Annotated in this window: 15 protein-coding genes; 9 read left to right on the forward strand and 6 right to left on the reverse strand. The window is 42.3% G+C overall.

Annotated features, from left to right (window positions below):
* Positions 1-76: 76 nt before the first annotated feature.
* Positions 77-2,623, reverse strand: a complete 2,547-nt coding sequence (gene nirB, locus FTU02_RS02910; protein WP_218956146.1) for a nitrite reductase large subunit NirB — start codon at positions 2,621-2,623, stop codon at positions 77-79.
* 66 nt (positions 2,624-2,689) lie between these two features.
* Positions 2,690-4,039, reverse strand: coding sequence for an MFS transporter (locus FTU02_RS02915; protein ID WP_180155702.1), 1,350 nt, complete (start codon positions 4,037-4,039; stop codon positions 2,690-2,692).
* A gap of 445 nt (positions 4,040-4,484) precedes the next feature.
* Here FTU02_RS02915 and FTU02_RS02920 point away from each other — a divergent pair, with 445 nt between their 5' ends.
* Both FTU02_RS02920 and FTU02_RS02925 read left to right on the forward strand, forming a co-directional pair.
* Positions 4,485-5,072 (forward strand): ANTAR domain-containing response regulator, encoded by a 588-nt coding sequence (locus FTU02_RS02920; RefSeq protein WP_078190882.1) that lies wholly within the window; start codon positions 4,485-4,487, stop codon positions 5,070-5,072.
* A gap of 3 nt (positions 5,073-5,075) precedes the next feature.
* Positions 5,076-6,071, forward strand: a complete 996-nt coding sequence (locus FTU02_RS02925) for an ABC transporter substrate-binding protein (protein ID WP_180155704.1) — start codon at positions 5,076-5,078, stop codon at positions 6,069-6,071.
* Between the two features lie 77 nt (positions 6,072-6,148).
* Here the strand turns inward: FTU02_RS02925 and catM are convergent, their stop codons facing one another.
* Positions 6,149-7,072 carry a cis,cis-muconate-binding transcription regulator CatM gene (gene catM, locus FTU02_RS02930; RefSeq protein WP_078193763.1) on the reverse strand — a complete coding sequence of 308 codons (924 nt, stop codon included), beginning with the start codon at positions 7,070-7,072 and terminating at the stop codon, positions 6,149-6,151.
* A gap of 103 nt (positions 7,073-7,175) precedes the next feature.
* Between catM and FTU02_RS02935 the strand changes: the two genes are divergently transcribed.
* From FTU02_RS02935 to pcaD, 6 genes are all read left to right on the forward strand, one after another.
* Positions 7,176-8,285: a muconate/chloromuconate family cycloisomerase gene (locus FTU02_RS02935; protein WP_180107046.1), complete on the forward strand. Its 1,110-nt coding sequence runs from the start codon at positions 7,176-7,178 to the stop codon at positions 8,283-8,285.
* A 20-nt stretch (positions 8,286-8,305) separates the two neighbouring features.
* On the forward strand, positions 8,306-8,596 hold the full coding sequence (catC, locus tag FTU02_RS02940) for a muconolactone Delta-isomerase (protein ID WP_078190886.1): 291 nt from the start codon (positions 8,306-8,308) through the stop codon (positions 8,594-8,596).
* A 158-nt stretch (positions 8,597-8,754) separates the two neighbouring features.
* Complete coding sequence (locus FTU02_RS02945) at positions 8,755-9,441, forward strand: 3-oxoacid CoA-transferase subunit A (RefSeq protein ID WP_078193765.1); 687 nt, start codon at positions 8,755-8,757, stop codon at positions 9,439-9,441.
* Positions 9,442-9,460: 19 nt separating this feature from the next.
* The gene (locus FTU02_RS02950) at positions 9,461-10,111 is read left to right on the forward strand and encodes a 3-oxoacid CoA-transferase subunit B (protein ID WP_078193766.1); all 651 of its coding nucleotides are present in this window, start codon (positions 9,461-9,463) and stop codon (positions 10,109-10,111) included.
* Positions 10,112-10,235: 124 nt separating this feature from the next.
* Positions 10,236-11,441, forward strand: coding sequence for a 3-oxoadipyl-CoA thiolase (gene pcaF / locus FTU02_RS02955; protein ID WP_180155706.1), 1,206 nt, complete (start codon positions 10,236-10,238; stop codon positions 11,439-11,441).
* Between the two features lie 66 nt (positions 11,442-11,507).
* Positions 11,508-12,287: a 3-oxoadipate enol-lactonase gene (gene pcaD, locus FTU02_RS02960; RefSeq protein WP_180155708.1), complete on the forward strand. Its 780-nt coding sequence runs from the start codon at positions 11,508-11,510 to the stop codon at positions 12,285-12,287.
* Between the two features lie 478 nt (positions 12,288-12,765).
* Here pcaD and FTU02_RS02965 read toward each other — a convergent pair whose 3' ends face one another.
* From FTU02_RS02965 to FTU02_RS02975, 3 genes are all read right to left on the reverse strand, one after another.
* A complete protein-coding gene (locus tag FTU02_RS02965) occupies positions 12,766-14,004 on the reverse strand; it encodes a CaiB/BaiF CoA-transferase family protein (RefSeq protein ID WP_180155710.1) in 1,239 nt (412 codons plus the stop codon).
* Between the two features lie 51 nt (positions 14,005-14,055).
* A complete protein-coding gene (locus FTU02_RS02970; protein ID WP_180155712.1) occupies positions 14,056-15,483 on the reverse strand; it encodes an MFS transporter in 1,428 nt (475 codons plus the stop codon).
* A gap of 209 nt (positions 15,484-15,692) precedes the next feature.
* On the reverse strand, positions 15,693-16,913 hold the full coding sequence (locus FTU02_RS02975; RefSeq protein WP_180155714.1) for an acyl-CoA dehydrogenase: 1,221 nt from the start codon (positions 16,911-16,913) through the stop codon (positions 15,693-15,695).
* Positions 16,914-17,159: 246 nt separating this feature from the next.
* On the opposite strand from FTU02_RS02975, the gene FTU02_RS02980 reads away from it, so the two are divergent.
* Complete coding sequence (locus tag FTU02_RS02980) at positions 17,160-18,095, forward strand: LysR substrate-binding domain-containing protein (protein WP_180155716.1); 936 nt, start codon at positions 17,160-17,162, stop codon at positions 18,093-18,095.
* Positions 18,096-18,112: the final 17 nt, after the last annotated feature.

Raw genomic sequence — 18,112 nt, forward strand, 5'->3', positions numbered from 1 at the left:
TCTTTTGTTTCCGCTTTAACGAGAAACCGAATAAGGATGTAAATCAAATAAAAGAAGTTTTAAATTCGTTATTCTCTTAAGCTTCAACCACTGGAATGCGTGTCGTATCGCGTTCAGCTTCTGTTTTGGGTCTGATTTGACCGCGAACGGATGCAAACTGAATATGCGGATCATTTTGCTGTTCTGCTTTTGCATTCACGAAAGTCACAAAGCGTTTACGTACTTCAGGATCTTCTACAGCAGTACGCCATTCATCTTGATATGTACCCACAACATGGCTCATACGGCGTTCAAGTTCAGCAGCTACGCCAAGCGAATCATTCACAACGACATCTTTCAGGTAATCTAAACCGCCTTCCATGTTGTCGCGCCATACAGAAGTACGCTGCAAACGGTCTGCTGTTTGAATGTAGAACATAAAGAAACGGTCAATGTATTTGATCAATGTTTGCGTATCTAAGTCTGATGCCAAAAGCTCTGCGTGACGCGGCTTCATACCGCCGTTGCCGCATACATAAAGGTTCCAGCCTTTTTCAGTCGCAATCACGCCAACATCTTTACTTTGCGCTTCAGCACATTCACGGGTACAGCCTGATACTGCCATTTTCAATTTATGCGGTGAACGCAGGCCTTTGTAGCGGTTTTCTAGGAAAATCGCCAAACCCACAGAGTCGTCTACGCCATAGCGGCACCAAGTACTGCCGACACATGATTTCACTGTACGCAATGATTTACCGTATGCATGACCAGACTCAAAACCTGCAGCAATCAATTTTTCCCAAATTTCAGGCAACTGATGCACTTGTGCACCAAACATATCGACACGCTGACCACCTGTCAGTTTGGTATATAGACCATATTCTTTCGCAATTTGACCTACGGCAATTAATCCATCCGGAGTAACTTCACCGCCTGCCATACGTGGCACGACTGAATAAGAGCCGTCTTTTTGTATGTTGCCTAGGTAGTAGTCATTACTGTCTTGCAAGCCCGCATGGCTTGGTTTAAGTACAAAGTCATTCCAGCATGACGCTAGGATATTGGCTGCCGTCGGTTTACAGATATCACAGCCTAAACCATGGCCATGCTGTTGAATCAGGTCATCAAAGGTTTTGATTTCGTTCACACGTACCAAGTGATAGAGCTCTTGGCGTGAATAAGCAAAGTGTTCACATAAATGGTTATTTACAGTTACACCTTGACGCTGAAGCTCCGATTTAAGTACTTGAGTGACTAATGGCGCACAGCCGCCGCAAGCTGTTGCAGCTTTAGTACATTTTTTCAATGCACCTAAAGAAGTCGATCCGTCAGCAATGGCTGAACAAATATCTGCTTTAGAGACGTTGTTACATGAACAAATCGTTGCGCTGTCTGGCAGCAGATCGACACCGCTTCCGCCCGATTTACCTGCAGATTGTGCATAGCCAGGCATGATTAGGCTTTCTGGGCTTTCTGGAACTTCTAAGCCATTCAGCATCATTTGCAGCAGGTCATTGTATTCTTTAGCACAGCCCACCAATACTGCACCTAGCAGCTTAGTTTTCTCTGCATTCACGACAATTTTTTTATAAACCTGAGCTGCTTCATCTGCATAGAAATAGCTTAAAGAATTTGGTGTCATTGCATGCGCATCGCCTACAGATGCAACATCAACTCCCATCAGTTTCAGCTTGGTGCTCATATCTGCACCAGCGAAAAGCGTGCAGTTTTGTTCCATCACATGCTTTGCTGCAATACGTGCCATGTCATAGCCCGGCGCAACTAGGCCATAAATTTTATTTTGCCAAAGCGCACATTCACCAATGGCATAAATGTCAGGGTTTGAAGTTTGGCAATAATCGTTAATTACAATACCGCCACGCTCACCAATGGCTAAACCACTTTGGCGCGCTAATTCATCGCGTGGGCGGATACCTGCAGAGAATAAGATGATGTCGGTTTCCAGTTCAGAACCATCACTAAACTTCATTACATGCTTCGCATTTGCACCGTCTTCAATGCAAGATGTTGCTTTTTGCGTATGGACTTTAACACCTAGATTTTCAATTTTCGAGCGTAAAACTTTACCGCCTAGATCATCAATCTGAACTGCCATTAAGCGTGGTGCAAATTCAACAACATGGGTTTCTAAGTTTAAATCACGCAGCGCTTTTGCTGCTTCTAAACCCAATAAACCGCCGCCGATCACCACACCTGTTTTAGCATTGAAGCTTGCGGCACGGATGGCATCCAAGTCTTCAATGGTACGGTACACAAAGCAGTTTTCACGCTCATTTCCTGGAATTGGCGGCACAAATGCATATGAACCTGTTGCGAGCACTAGCTTGTCAAAAGAAAGAATATCACCGTGATTGGTCGTGACCGTTTTATTGCACTGATCAATTTCAACTGCTTTGGTGCTCAGGCGTAAATCTATACCGTATGCATCAGCAAAGTCGCTGCGGCACAGGGTTAAGTCTTTCGCTGACTTGCCGCTGAAGTATTCAGTTAAGTGCACACGGTCGTAAGCTAGACGCGGCTCTTCAGCTAAAATGGTTAATTCAACATCATCACCTGCGTGTTCCAGTACAGATTCGATAAACTTGTGGCCAACCATGCCATGTCCAATCATGATGATTTTCATATTCTTTCTCCGCAATATTTTCTTTTGCACAGCCTAAGCCTCTATACGCTTAGGCTGCTATTTGTATTAGTTTTGAACTTCAGCTAGATTTCTTTCATTCACAGCTTGTTCAAATAAGCGCTGTTCTTTTTCTTTATGCTCTACAGAGAAGCGGATCATCAGTACACAGCTGGCTGCAATCACCACCAAACCGCCAAGCACCATTAGCGTGGTTTGAATATCCAACATGCCTTTAAGCAAGAATCCTGCAGCTACCGCACCAACGTTACCGCCTGCGCCGATAATGCCTGCCACGCCGCCTAAAGCATCACGGTCAATGAATGGCACCAAGGCATAGGTTGCGCCGCACGCCATATGGGTGAAGAGCGCAAAGACTGTCATGGCAAGAATGGCGAAGATTGGCGTGCTCATTTGCGAGAACAGTATTAAAAACAGTCCTTCTAGCAGAATCATCGCAAACAGAACTTTGGTACGGCCATCCAAGCCTTTGGTAGTCGCGACTTTGTCTGAAACAATGCCGCCGAGCGCGCGGGCAAACAGTGCCAATAGACCGAAGATCCCTGCTGCCATACCCGCTTCTTTTAATCCAAATTGGAAGTTGTCGACGTAATACAGCGCAATAATGTTGTGAATAAAGATTTCAATGCCAAAGCAAGCTGCATAAGCGCCAAATAAAATCCATACGCGATAGTTACGTGCAGCGTGCATGAGAATGGCTACACCGCCTTTTTTATCTGAACCGACTGCAACGCCTTGTTCACGCAGTTCTTTAAAGTTGCCTTGCGGGCAGTCTTGGGTAAATTTCCAATACAGCGCGCCTACGATCAACATCATCCCACCAGGAACGATTAACGCTATGCGCCAGCCCATCGCTTGCTCTACACCAAACATAACGAGTGCGCCAAGCAATAAAGGCATGAGGGCTTGAGTTGCACCGCCGCCGGCATTACCCCAGCCTGCTGTTGCCGCATTGGCTGTACCCACCACATTAGGCGCAAACATAATGCTAGTGTGGTATTGCGTGATGACAAAGCTTGCGCCGATCGCACCGATCAGCAAGCGGAAGAAAAGAAAAGATTCATAGCTATTCGCAGATGCAACCCCAAAGACTGGGATGCTGCCGACAATTAATAATGCTGTGTAGGTCTTACGCGGGCCATATTTATCACATAAAGGGCCGACAATCAGGCGGACTAAAATCGTGATTGCAACCGCGGCAATATTAATATTGGCAATTTGATCTTTAGTCAGGTGAAATTCGCCTGCAATCACTGGCATCAACGGCGCACAGGCAAACCATGCAAAGAAGCAAACAAAGAATGCGAGCCAACTCATGTGGAAGGCCCGCATTGCTGCTGAAGAAAAATTAAATAGACTTATTTTTGTGGCTTTTTTGGCATTTAAATTTGAAGACATAACCTTCTCCTGACTGAACTGAACGCATGAATTACTCGGTTATGTCGCTAACACATAACAGAGTCGATCAGAACGGACGTCGTTGGCCGTCTAACAAATTTTTAGAGTCTTCATTGACTCAACAAGTATTAAGCACGAGCCATGCCAAGTTTTTATTTTCGACTTCAATTCATCTTTACATTGCGGCTTTGAACGCCGACTTGTCAGAAATTAAGCGAATTAAGGTGAATAGATAGTCAATGTGCCTATAGAGATGCAGCTAAATGTTCAAGCGTGGTTCAGCCCTGCACAAGATCAGTGCATGGAAATGGTTCAATTTAAAAATGCGCACATAACTATGCTCAAACATAGAAGCAGATTTATATTTTGTATTGCCTTTAGATTTGGCATTTAATTTGCTTAGCAAGCTCAATACGTATCTGTTTGGCTCTGTCTGAGTGTTTGCATGCCAAAACTAAAAATAGCCCTGATTGATGATGATCAAGAACGCGCTGAATTTATTCAAGCCTCATTAATTCAGCATGACTTTGATGTGGTCGCCAGTTTTATGATTGATCATTTAAATATGTCATATCTGCAAAATATTCAGGCAGATGTGATTTTATTGGATATGGATCATCCGCATCGCGATGTCATTGAAAGCTGTGTCAGCCAATTTGACTTACCGACTGTTCTATTCACTAAAAATTCGAGTCTCGAAATTATCCGAAGCGCGATTGATGCGGGTGTGACAGCATATATTGTCGATGGTATTGACCCTGCACGTTTGAATAGCATTTTAGAAATTTCGATTGAACAATATAAAAAGCATAAAAAACTACTGAATGATTTGGCTGAAACCAAGTGCAAACTGGCCGATCGAAAAGATATTGAAAAAGCCAAAGTGCTTTTAATACAAATGCATGGTTTAACCGAAGATCAAGCATTTAATTTACTGAGAAAAAATGCCATGAGTCACCGTATGACAATGGGTGAAATGGCGCGTCGGCTGCTTGATGCGCAAGCGTTGTTACAGTCTCAATTTAAGGAATAAACCATGCAAAAGCTTGAAAAAACAGATATTCAATTGGGCTATATTCCTTTACTCGACTGTGTTGCTTTGCTCTGGGCAGAACATCAAGGATATTTTGCTGAACAAGGGTTAAATGTCACACTGACTCAAGAACCGTCTTGGGCAAGTTTACGCGACCGTCTAGCTTTTGGTTTTTTAGATGCTGCCCATTGCTTATCGGCCATGCTGCCTGCGTCTGTGACGGGTAAAGACCATCTCGGCATTCCCTTACAAACCTCTCTTACACTCAGTACTAATTGTGCTTATATTAGTTTGAGTCAAAAGCTGTGCTATGAATTAAATATCCATGCTTTGGATCTACCAAAAAATTCAGCAGAGAAAATTGCATCGGCGATAAAACAGAATCAAACGATTCAGTTGGCGCATGTTTTTCAGCATTCGATTCATCATTATATTCTAAGAGAATGGCTGGCACTTGCCGACACGGAACTCGCTCAAACGCAGACCTTTTCAACTCTTCCACCGCCTTATATAGTGGAAGCAATATCAACGCAACGAATTGATGGATTTTGTGTCGGAGAGCCGTGGAATACACAAGCTGAAATACAAGGCTATAGTCGTATTATCGTCAATAGCCAAGATATTATTGATCATATTCCAGATAAAGTTTTGGCTTTTACCCATGATTGGGCAGAAAAACATCCCAATACCTTAAACGCAATCCATCTTGCCATCCAAAAAGCCCAAAACGATCTGCTTCAACAAACGCATTTTTCTGAAATATTTTCTTTGTTAAAGCAATATCACATCATCCGTTTTGATTGTTCTGAGCAGATTCACGTCGAGGCCTTTCATCGGATCAAAAACATCATTCAAAATTTTGGTAAGACCCAAGCGCCACAAACTTCAGATTTTGAATGGATGATTCAAAAAATGCAGCAATATGATCAATTGAGTATTGAAGATGAAAAGGTTTTTGAAATAGCTCAGTCTTGTATTTATCAGGATGCTTTGGGCTGAAATGATTGATATTCCATAAGACCCTATCATCTGAATAGTGGATCTTGTGTTACATCGACCATGAAACCTTGACTTAGTTATGCATCTGCATCGATGGCGCGCAGATCGATATTTTCTTCAACAAAGACTTCACGAATGCAATCCAGTATCTTTGGAATGTAATTACTATGATCCATATTGCGCACCGACAAAGAGATTGGACTATAGGCTTCCAAATCTAAGATTGGGATATACATCAAATTTTTCATGCCAATATCACTGGCACTTTCAGGGATCAGAGAAATGCCCTCTCCCGACGCCACCAAGCCCAAAGCCATATGAATTTCACGCACTTCGGTTAAATGTTTAGGTACAAGTCCTAATTCGGTAAAAATGGATTGGATGAGGGTGGAAAAATTCGGTTTAGGTGTCGTAGGGTAGGCAAAAATTGGTTCATCTAAAATTTGAGAAAGATAAATGCCTTTGTCTTTAAATTCAGCCAAATGATGATTTTTATGTATAGCTAAACGTAGCGCTTCTTTTCTTAATAAAATACGTTTAATAGACGGATCTGTTAATCGCAGTCGTCCAAAACCAATATCGATTCGACCGGTTTTTAAGGCTTCAATCTGATCGCGTGTACCACATTCTATGAGTTCAACATGAATATCTGGGTTACGTTGTCGAAATAAATAAATAATTTGTGGCAATAATGCGTATAAAAGCGAACTGACATAACCAATGCGGACAGTTTTATCGACGGCATTAATCCGCTGTGCCATGGTTGTGGCCTGGGCGGTATGCGTCAATATCTGCACAGCATGCTCATAAAAGAACATACCTGCTTCTGTGGTTTTCACGGGTCTAGAACCACGCTCAAACAAGGTAATCCCCAGCTCTTCTTCAAGTTTTTGAATTTGGCGGCTCAAAGGTGGCTGAGCAATACATAATTTTTCTGCTGCCTTGGTAATACTTTGCTCTTCAACCACGGTGACAAAGTAACGTAAGTGCCTTAATTCCATTTATATACCTTTTAAGTATCTAAAAATACCAAAATCGCTCTAGTTAAAGATATTACATTAAATTAGGGTATATAAATAGTTGGATAGATAAGAAATACGCAAGATGTATAAGTCGATTGAAACCCTGCTCGTGGAAATCCCAACAATCCGTCCGCACAAGATGGCTGTTGCAACCATGCAAACGCAAACCCTTGTTTTGATTAAAATCACCACCGAAGATGGTTATATCGGTTGGGGTGAAGCGACGACGATTGGCGGTCTAGGCTATGGTGAAGAAAGCCCTGAAAGCATTCGAATCAATATTGAAACTTATTTTAGTCCTTTACTGAAAACTCTCACTGGTTTGAATGTTGCTCAAACCATGCAAGCCATTAAACGTAATATTAACGGCAATCGCTTTGCTAAATGTGCCATTCAAACGGCGCTACTCGATATTTTGGCACAGCGTTTAAATCTGCCTTTGAGTGAATTATTGGGCGGTCGTTTACGTGACAGCTTACCTGTTCTTTGGGTACTTGCATCTGGCAATACGGAAAAAGACATTGCCGAAGCACAAAAGATGATTGCGGCAAAACGACACAATATTTTCAAACTTAAAATCGGTTCACGCCCCGTTGAAGCTGATGTTGAGCATGTTTTAGCCATCAAAAAAGCGTTAGGTTCAGACATTTCTATCCGTGTGGATGTTAACCGTGCATGGTCTGAACTAGATGCCATTAAAGGCATTCAATTGTTACAAGATGGTGGTGTTGATCTGATTGAGCAGCCTTGCGCGATCGATAACATTGACGCGATGCGCCGTTTAACTCGTCGTTTTGATATAGCCATTATGGCAGATGAATCACTGATGGGCCCGCAAACGGCATATCAACTTGCGCGGCACAATTCTGCATCTGTTTTTGCAGTCAAAGTTGCACAGTCTGGCGGTTTAATCGAAGGCTGTGAGGTTTCTAAAATCGCCAAACTTGCGGGTATCGATTTATATGGTGGAACCATGCTTGAAGGCCCTGTGGGCACTATTGCATCGGCACATGCATTTTCTACATTTGACAATTTAGCTTATGGCACAGAGCTTTTTGGTCCATTACTGCTAACTGAAGAAATTTTAAAAACCCCGCTTCAATATCAAGATTTCGAACTCAAGATTCCGACCACAGCGGGTTTAGGGATTGAAATTGATGAAAACAAAATTGATGACTTACGTCGCAAATAACATTTAGCTAGGAGTGAGAAATGCTTTTCCAAGTACGCATGGATGTCAATATTCCATTAGATATGCCAGTCGAAAAAGCCAATGAAATTAAAGCTGTAGAAAAGGCTTATTCACAAGATCTACAACGTCAAGGCAAATGGCGTCATATCTGGCGCATTACTGGTCAATATTCAAATATCAGTATTTTTGATGTTGAAAGCAATGAAGAGTTACACAACATTTTACAAGGGCTTCCCCTTTACCCGTATATGAATATTGAAGTCATGGCTTTAAATCGTCATCCCTCTTCTGTTCGTAGTGATGACAGCTGATGCGATTGGATTCCAATTGTGTAATACATGATTGGAATCCATTGATTTGTATTTTTATTTAAGTTTGTAAATATTTGAAATAAAAGATTATCTGCCTTGTATGACTGAAGTGGTTAGTCAGGTAAATAGTTTTATCGTTCTTGATGAAGGATCGTAGCATGATTGATAAAAGTACCGCTTCCTTAACAGAAGCACTTTCTCAAATTAAGGATGGATCTACCATTATGATTGGCGGCTTCGGTACGGCTGGTCAGCCTGCTGAACTGATTGATGGATTGATAGAACTTGGCATCAAAGATCTCATCATCGTCAACAACAATGCAGGTAATGGTGACTATGGATTGGCTAAATTACTCAAAGCTGGTGCTGTCCGTAAGATGATCTGTTCTTTCCCTCGCCAATCCGACTCTTGGGTGTTCGATGAGCTATACCGTGCAGGAAAGATAGAACTTGAGCTTGTACCGCAAGGTAATTTGGCTTGCCGTATTCAAGCTGCAGGCATGGGTTTGGGTCCAATTTATACACCAACTGGTTTCGGTACGTTGCTGGCAGAAGGCAAACCTACACTCAATTATGAAGGCAAAGATTTTGTCCTCGAAAATCCAATTAAAGCTGATTTTGCTTTAATCAAAGCACATCAGGGCGACCGCTGGGGCAACTTGGTTTACAACAAATCAGCGCGTAACTTTGGCCCCATTATGGCCATGGCGGCAGATGTGACGATTGCTCAAGTCTCAGAAGTGGTTGAACTTGGTGCATTGGACCCAGAGCACATTATTACCCCTGGTATTTTTGTACAACATGTCGTGGCTGTTCAACCTGCACAGCTTGAGCAATCTGCATAAATCACGTGAGGAAAGAACCATGAGCTATACCAAATTAACCCGTGATCAAATTGCAGAACGTGTTGCACAGGATATTCCAGATGGTGCTTATGTCAATTTAGGCATTGGCTTACCCACTAAAATTTCAAATTATTTACCAACAGACAAAGATGTTTTTCTACATTCAGAAAATGGCCTTTTAGCTTTTGGTCCTCCTCCGGCTAAAGGCGAAGAAGACCCTGAATTAATTAATGCAGGAAAAGAGTTTGTTACTATGCAAACGGGCGGCTGCTTTTTTCACCATGGTGACTCTTTTGCCATGATGCGTGGCGGGCATTTAGATATTGCAGTATTAGGCGCTTTTCAGGTTGCCCAAAATGGTGACTTAGCAAATTGGCATACTGGTGCGCCAGATGCAATTCCTGCTGTAGGTGGTGCAATGGATTTGGCTGTTGGGGCGAAAAAAGTCTTTATTACTACAGACCATGTGACCAAAAAAGGTGAACCGAAAATTGTCGCTGAATTGTCATACCCTGCGACAGGCCTGCAATGTGTCGATCGTATTTACACAGATTTGTGCGTGATTGATGTAACAGTTGAAGGCATGAAAGTGATTGAAAAAGTTGAGGGTCTGAGCTTTGACGAATTACAGTCAATGACCGGTGCAAAGCTGATAGATACGACAGCATAAAGCAAAAAGTCCCTCCTTGATTAAAGGAGGGATTTAGGGAGGATTAATTTAAAAAATTAACTTCCTGTAAATCCCTCCCAACCTCCCGTTAAAAGGGAGGAGCTGAGTTTTTAGGATTTATAAAATGAAAAATGCCTATATTATTGATGCAATCCGCACCCCTTTCGGTCGCTATGCGGGCGGTTTGGCAGCAGTACGTACCGATGACCTAGGTGCCTTACCTATCAAGGCACTGATGCAGCGAAATCCAAGTATTGCTTGGGAGTCTGTTGATGACGTGATTTACGGCTGTGCGAACCAAGCCGGTGAAGATAACCGTAATGTTGCACGAATGTCGTCGCTACTCGCAGGTGTACCTTTTCAAGTTCCTGCTACAACTGTGAACCGACTTTGTGGTTCATCACTTGATGCAATTGCGATGGCAGCCCGTGCAATTAAAGCAAATGAAGCAGACTTAATTATTGCTGGCGGTGTTGAAAGTATGTCCCGTGCGCCCTTTGTTATGGGTAAATCGGAAAGTGCTTATGGACGCAGCCAAAAGATAGAAGACACCACCATGGGTTGGCGTTTTATCAATCCAATACTCAAACAAATGTATGGCGTGGAAACCATGCCTCAAACCGCTGAAAATGTGGCAGAACAATTCAATATTAACCGTGAAGATCAAGATGCTTTTGCCTTAGAAAGTCAGCGCCGTACAGCCGCTGCACAAGCCAATGGTTTTTTTGAGAAAGAAATCATCCCTGTCGTCACTCCTCAGCGTAAAGGCGACCCACTGATAGTCGATACAGATGAGCATCCACGCGCATCGACGACAGCAGAAGGTTTGGCAAAACTCAAACCTGTGGTGAAAGCAGATGGGACGGTAACTGCGGGCAATGCTTCAGGGATCAATGATGGTGCGGCTGCACTACTGATTGCTTCAGATGATGCTGTTAACAAATTTAAGTTAAAGCCACGAGCCAAAATTATTGCGGCAACGGTGGTGGGTGTTGAACCCAAAATCATGGGTTTTGGTCCTGCGCCTGCCATCAAAAAGCTATTAGCTCAAACAGGTCTAAGCCTTGAACAAATGGATGTAATCGAGCTGAATGAAGCTTTTGCGGCTCAAGCTTTAGCGGTTACCCGTGAACTTGGTTTGGAAGATGGTGCTAAACATGTCAATCCAAACGGTGGCGCTATTGCTTTGGGGCATCCTTTAGGTGCATCTGGAGCTCGTTTAGTGACGACTGCGTTAAATCAACTTGAGGCAATTTCAGGTCAATATGCCCTCTGTTCGATGTGCATTGGTGTCGGTCAAGGCATCGCTTTGATTATTGAACGTGTTTAATCCTCAATAAAAGTCCTCCTTCTTATAGGGGGATTTAGGGGATTTATAAAATTAAGGATTCAAAACATGCCTACATTTATATCCAATGATGCAACGATTAATTACGCAACTTTTGGTGACCACACACAACCTGCGATTGTCTTTTCTAACTCTTTAGGCACAAAGTTCAGCATGTGGCAGCCTCAGATAGAGGCGCTTCAGCAGGATTATTTTGTCATTTGTTATGATACACGTGGCCATGGTGCATCTTCTTCCCCCCAAGGGCCATATAGCCTTGATCAATTGGGTACAGATGTCATCCATTTATTGGATCATTTAAGTATTCAACAAGCCGCATTTTGTGGAATATCGATGGGTGGTTTAACAGGCCAATGGCTTGCAATACATCATCCTAAACGCTTTAACCATGTCATTATATGCAATACCGCTGCAAAAATTGGGCAAGAATCAGCTTGGAATGAACGTGCGCAGTTAGTCCGTCAACAAGGTCTGAAACCAATTGCAGAAACGGCAGCATCACGATGGTTTACAGAACCCTTTATCCAAAGTAACACTGCAACTGTACAATCTTTGAGTAACGACCTCGGAGCTGGCAGCCCAGAAGGTTATGCAAGTTGTTGTGAAGCTTTGGCTAAAGCGGATTTACGCAATGAAATCTCGTCTATTCACATCCCGGTATTGATTATTGCAGGTCAACAAGACCCCGTAACCACAGTTGCAGATGGTCAATTTATGCAAGAACACATTGCAAATAGCCAATTATTTGAAATTAATGCATCGCATATTTCAAACATTGAACAGCCAGATGCATTTAATCAGGCTTTGCAGAATTTTATACAGCAATAATAAGCAGCTGAACAAATTCAATGTAATGTTATTAAAATAGAGCCTTACCATTGTGCAGGGCTTTATTTCGTTTGAAGACTTATACTCTCGCCAATGGAGGTGGTATCGAGATCTTTCTGTGCAATTAGTAGACTTGAAAAATAGGCATATAAATGCTTATTGCCTGCAGCATTGCGGAAATTGGTTTGTGGATTCCAGAATTTTAAAGTTATAGCTTAAAGAAAAAATATCAAGGCGCAAAAGTATGGACATCTCTTTCATACGAAAAAATAAAGACCGTATTGCAGGCCCAAGCTTTAATGAATAATTATACTTTATCTAGAAAATTAACATTAAAAGCACTCCGTAAATGAATATTGATATTGAAAAAGACCGAAGTATTGGAGTCCTTCGGTCTAAACTTTTAACTCCACTCATTCCACATAGGCGTTTAAGCCCATATATTGAAGAATAGTTTGAAGAATAATCCCATGAAATTTTAAGCTGCAGGATGATTGAGTTGATCAATGATACCTTGTGCAGCCAATTCATTTAATTCAGCTTCAGTTTTAAATTGGGACAAAATTTCGATTGTGTGCTGCCCTAACTGCGGCGGTGCATGACGGTATTCTACAGGCGTATCAGATAATTTCATCGGTGATCCAATCACTTTAAAATCATGATTTAAAGCATGTGGAATATTCACCACCATTTGACGATGTTGAATTTGCGGTTCATTTAATGCGTCTTCTACAGAGTTGATTACACCCACAGGCACTTTTACCGCATGAATCGCATCAACCCAAACTTGAGCATCTTGAGTGAGAAAATAAGCACTCAATAATGGAATTAATTCTTCACGGTGCTTCACTCGATCTTGATTACGTAAATAGTTTGGCTCATCCAACAGTTCTGTATAGCCAATCGCAATACACAAATCTTTAAATTGCTTATCATTACCACAGGCAATAATAAATTCCTTATCTTTGGCTTTAAAGGTTTGATACGGCACAATATTCGGGTGATTATTTCCCATACGCTTGGGTGCTTTACCCGAGGTCAAATAGTTCATACCTTGATTGGCCAAAGCCGCCACCTGTACATCGAGTAATGACATATCAATATATTGACCACGTCCAGTATGTTGCCGTGCTAACAATGCCGCCTGAATTGCAATCGTTGAGTACAGTCCGGTCTGAATGTCGACCACAGCGACTCCCACCTTTTGTGCGCCACCACCGATTACATCATCAGATTCACCAGTAATACTCATCAGACCTGACATGCCTTGAATAATAAAGTCATAGCCTGGTTCTTCCGCACGTGGACCATCCTGACCAAAACCTGTAATTGAGCAATATACGATATTTGGATTTAGCGCACTGAGCGATGCATAATCCAAACCATATTTAGCAAGTGAACCTGCTTTGTAATTTTCAATCACCACATCTGCCGTTTTAGCAATTTCACGGACTAGGGCTTGGCCTTCTTCACTAGCAATATCAATGGCTACAGAATATTTATTGCGGTTCGCACATTGGTAATAACCTGATTCTTTCGTCGCTTGACCTTGCTGATTTGGCATCCAGGGTGGTCCCCACATGCGGGTATCATCCCCGACTTTAGGACGCTCAATTTTGATTACCTCTGCACCTAAATCAGCCAATATTTGACCGCACCAAGGACCTGCCAAAACACGGCTTAAGTCCAATACACGAATTCCTTTTAATGCACCCATAGTTCACTCCAGATGTGCCATAGTATTGAGCTATGGCACAGATATTTTTAATTATTTTACTGTTGCAGTTTTTGCAGATGCTTTTTGTTCTGCATCATCAACATATGTTTCTACACTTGCCAGTTTTTCTTTTTCCGCATCTGAAGAAAGTGATGCTTGCTGGGGATCATATTGACGTTCACGAATGAACAAGCCCGGAATAACACCTGCAATAAAGTACGCAGCACCCATTACAATAAAGGCCATGGTGAATGATCCGCCAGCGGCAATCATACCAATGGTTGCTGGTGCTATGGCTGCGCCTAAACGTCCCATATTGTAAGCACCACCAATGGCTGTTCCGCGTACATCCGTAGAGAAACTTTCTGCCATATAAGTTGCATTTACACCGTATGGAATACCGTATAAGAAACCGAAAGTTACGAGTAAATAGGCGATGTTGGTTGGTGTGTTATAGAAAATGATGATCGGTAAGAATGCTGCCGTAGCTACCGTACCAAACACAAAGGTAATACGACGTCCGAACTTGTCAGCGGCATAGCCTGCTAAAATTTTACCCAGAATCATGGCGGTATATGCGCCTACCATATAGCCTGTCATGGCTTTAAAGTTCATGCTGAGTTCGGTTTCTAGATACGTTGGCATCCAGTTGTTGACACCGTAGTAACCGAATTGTAGAAATGCAGCGGTCGACATCCAAAAGAAGAACATTTTACGATGATTGGTATGCCCAAAAATACGTTTATAAATACTTTCAGAAGGTGCGTTTTGCTTGACTGCAGCATGTTGCTGTACAGGTTCAAGCTTTAATTCACGGCATTTTAGCTGCTCAATTTTTGCTTCCTGCCAAGATTTTGGTTCAGGAACAAAACGCATAAAGATCAGGGCAAAAGCAGCAGGAATAATGGTGACATAAAATAGCATCCGCCAGCCGTGATCTGGAATAATGGCACCCGCCATCAGCGTTGCAACGATATACCCCACGGTTTGACCGGTTTGCAAAGTTCCAAGTACCGTTGTTCGATATTTGGTTGGCACATATTCTGCCATGAGCGTATTACACGCCATGTAAAGAGAACCCAGTCCAAAAGCGCCAATAAAACGTAAAATTAAAAATTGTTCATAGCTTTGGGTAAAGCCTAAAATACAGGTCATGATTGAGAAAAATACTACCGACCAAGCAATAGTTTTCACACGACCGAATTTATCGCACGCCCATCCACCCGAAATACCACCCAGCGCCATCCCTGCTAAAGAAGAACTACCAAGCATTCCGGCTTGAAATGTACTTAAACCAAATTCAGCCTTTAAACTGGTGAGACTGAATGACAGCAACATGATGTCTACACCATCAATCACCAAGGAAATAAAGGCAAAAATAAAAGCCATTTTCCAAGTGTTGCTTGTAATACGATGCATCGTGCCCACGTTAGAAGGCAATTTGAGCGTTCCTGCTCCGTTTTGCATTTCGTTATTCATTTCCTTGTTCCTCATTTTCCCAAATGAGTCATCGGCATTCCTATGTCTGCACATTTGCCTTTTTTATTCTTTTTATTTCATCACTGCTCAGGCTATTGCACAGAGTTACAAGAGTGTTTCACGATGAATCCTTTATTGATTAAGTTTATTTTTGCATAAAAAGTCTCTAAGGCACTCTATGCAGAGCGCCCTATTGATATTGAATTCAATTAGTTACTAAAAGCCGCGATGCCTGTTTGCGCACGACCTAAGATCAGTGCATGTACATCATGCGTTCCTTCATACGTGTTGACGACTTCGAGATTGACCAGATGGCGGGCAACACCAAACTCATCAGAAATGCCGTTACCACCCATCATGTCACGCGCAACACGGGCAATATCTAAAGCCTTGCCACAGTTGTTACGTTTAATGAGTGATGTGCCTTCTACAGCAGCAATGCCTTCATCTTTCATACGTCCAAATCGAAGCGCAGCTTGTAGACCCAAGGCAATCTCAGTTTGCATATCCGCCAATTTCTTTTGAATCAACTGATTCGCAGCTAAAGGTCGGCCAAACTGTTTACGGTCCATAGTATATTGGTGCGCTGTATGCCAGCAGAATTCTGCGGCGCCCATTGCGCCCCAAGCGATACCATAACGAGCACTATTTAGACAGGTAAATGGACCTTTTAAACCACGTACTTCTGGAAAAGCATTCTCTTCAGGGACAAAGACATTGTCCATCACAATTTCACCGGTAATCGATGCACGTAAGCCAACTTTACCGTGAATTGCTGGAGCAGATAGACCGTCCCAGCCTTTTTCCAAAATAAAACCGCGAATGTCACCCACATTACCTTCAGGCGATACTTCTTTCGCCCAAACAACAAACACGTCGGCAATTGGGCTGTTGGTAATCCACATTTTTGCACCCGTGAGACGATAGCCACCTTCGACTTTTTTTGCACGAGTAATCATGCTACCTGGGTCAGAGCCATGATCAGGCTCAGTCAGACCGAAGCAGCCAATGTATTCACCCGTTGCCAGTTTTGGCAGGTATTTTTGTTTTTGCTCTTCAGAGCCAAATTCATTAATTGGCACCATCACCAAAGAACTTTGAACGCTGGCCATTGAGCGGTAGCCAGAATCCACATATTCAATTTCACGTGCAACGAGACCATAACTAACATAGTTTAGACCTGCGCCGCCGTATTGCTCTGGAATCGTTGGGCCAAGTAAGCCAAGTTCGCCCATTTCTCGGAAAATAGATGCATCGGTTTTTTCATGGCGGAATTGTTCGAGTACACGTGGCTGTAAACGCTCTTGACAGTATGCATGCGCAGTATCGCGAATCATGCGTTCTTCTTCAGTTAATTGCTGTTCCAAAAGAAACGGATCTTGCCAGTTAAATTGTACTTTGGTTTTTTTTACATTGACCATTTGATTCATCGCATCCTCTGCTTTTTCGGGCTTTCTTTGTTTTATTTGATGCTATGTGTGAAAAGTGATTCATTCAAACGATTAATTTGCATGTAGATATGCGCCTTTCGCATACCTGAGCTTTGTTCACGGCGTGTTAAGCACTTTAGCCACTGATTTGAACTGCGGATTGCTTTATTTATAGACTATAGTGGTATATGAAAATCATTCTTATATGCCATTTTGTGATACCTATCGATAAAAAGGACTTTATCTATGCGGCGCAATATTCCGTCTTTGCAAAGCTTAATTTGCTTTGAATCTGCTGCAAAACACGCAAGTTATACGCACGCTTCTCAAGAGTTATTTATTACTCAAAGTGCTGTGTCACGCCAAATTCAACAGCTAGAAGAATATCTAGGTGTCACGCTATTTAGCCGAACGCGTCACGGTGTAGATCTCACTGAAGCAGGCAAACAATATGCAAAAAGTATTAAACCCTTTTTGCAAGGTATCGAAAAAAGCACCTCTGATATTATGACGCACAAAGGCTTAGGCGGTACTTTAAAACTGGGCGTTGTGCCAACTTTTGCCACACGTTGGCTGTTGCCAAAATTAAATAAATTAAATGCACAGCATCCTGAAATTACCGTGCATTTGGAAACCAGTACCAAACCTTTTTTATTTAATGAAAATGTCTTTGACGCAGCTATTTTTGCAGGAACGCAACAACAAATTGAGCATTGGCCGGGTATTCAAGCGCATTATTTAATGGATGAAGAAGTGGTTCCCGTCTGCTCCCCCAAATTGATTGAAAACAACTTTCCACTTGCGGAAATGACAGATGATCACAGTTTTAATTTAAGCGATGATGAATTGCTTCAATTGCCCTTATTACAGCAAACCACCCGTCCAAGTATTTGGCAAGAATGGTTTCAAGCCCATCAGCTTCAGCATCCCAAACCATTTGATGGTCAGCGACATGAACTATTTTCTATGCTTTCTGTGGCAGCCAGTCATGGCATGGGTATGGCACTGATTCCACAAATGCTGATCGAAGCAGAACTGAGAAAAAAAGAATTGGTGATTGCATCAAATAAAAAACTGCACGGTAGCAGAAAGTATTATTTGGTCCACTCGAGTCAAGACAGTTCACCGCAAATACAAAAATTTGTCGATTGGGTGCTACAAGAATTGCATCAGCTGAGTTGAAGTAGTCGCTATATTTT

This window comes from Acinetobacter sp. YH12045 (genome assembly GCF_013419925.1).
Lineage (GTDB): Bacteria > Pseudomonadota > Gammaproteobacteria > Pseudomonadales > Moraxellaceae > Acinetobacter > Acinetobacter amyesii.

What these genes read in the sequence shown, in the direction of transcription:
- nirB (WP_218956146.1), bottom strand. Translation starts at nt 2,623, where the DNA reads ATGAAAATCATCATGATTGGACATGGCATGGTTGGCCACAAGTTTATC.
- FTU02_RS02915 (WP_180155702.1), bottom strand. Translation starts at nt 4,039, where the DNA reads ATGTCTTCAAATTTAAATGCCAAAAAAGCCACAAAAATAAGTCTATTT.
- FTU02_RS02920 (WP_078190882.1), top strand. Translation starts at nt 4,485, where the DNA reads ATGCCAAAACTAAAAATAGCCCTGATTGATGATGATCAAGAACGCGCT.
- FTU02_RS02925 (WP_180155704.1), top strand. Translation starts at nt 5,076, where the DNA reads ATGCAAAAGCTTGAAAAAACAGATATTCAATTGGGCTATATTCCTTTA.
- catM (WP_078193763.1), bottom strand. Translation starts at nt 7,072, where the DNA reads ATGGAATTAAGGCACTTACGTTACTTTGTCACCGTGGTTGAAGAGCAA.
- FTU02_RS02935 (WP_180107046.1), top strand. Translation starts at nt 7,176, where the DNA reads ATGTATAAGTCGATTGAAACCCTGCTCGTGGAAATCCCAACAATCCGT.
- catC (WP_078190886.1), top strand. Translation starts at nt 8,306, where the DNA reads ATGCTTTTCCAAGTACGCATGGATGTCAATATTCCATTAGATATGCCA.
- FTU02_RS02945 (WP_078193765.1), top strand. Translation starts at nt 8,755, where the DNA reads ATGATTGATAAAAGTACCGCTTCCTTAACAGAAGCACTTTCTCAAATT.
- FTU02_RS02950 (WP_078193766.1), top strand. Translation starts at nt 9,461, where the DNA reads ATGAGCTATACCAAATTAACCCGTGATCAAATTGCAGAACGTGTTGCA.
- pcaF (WP_180155706.1), top strand. Translation starts at nt 10,236, where the DNA reads ATGAAAAATGCCTATATTATTGATGCAATCCGCACCCCTTTCGGTCGC.
- pcaD (WP_180155708.1), top strand. Translation starts at nt 11,508, where the DNA reads ATGCCTACATTTATATCCAATGATGCAACGATTAATTACGCAACTTTT.
- FTU02_RS02965 (WP_180155710.1), bottom strand. Translation starts at nt 14,004, where the DNA reads ATGGGTGCATTAAAAGGAATTCGTGTATTGGACTTAAGCCGTGTTTTG.
- FTU02_RS02970 (WP_180155712.1), bottom strand. Translation starts at nt 15,483, where the DNA reads ATGAATAACGAAATGCAAAACGGAGCAGGAACGCTCAAATTGCCTTCT.
- FTU02_RS02975 (WP_180155714.1), bottom strand. Translation starts at nt 16,913, where the DNA reads ATGAATCAAATGGTCAATGTAAAAAAAACCAAAGTACAATTTAACTGG.
- FTU02_RS02980 (WP_180155716.1), top strand. Translation starts at nt 17,160, where the DNA reads ATGCGGCGCAATATTCCGTCTTTGCAAAGCTTAATTTGCTTTGAATCT.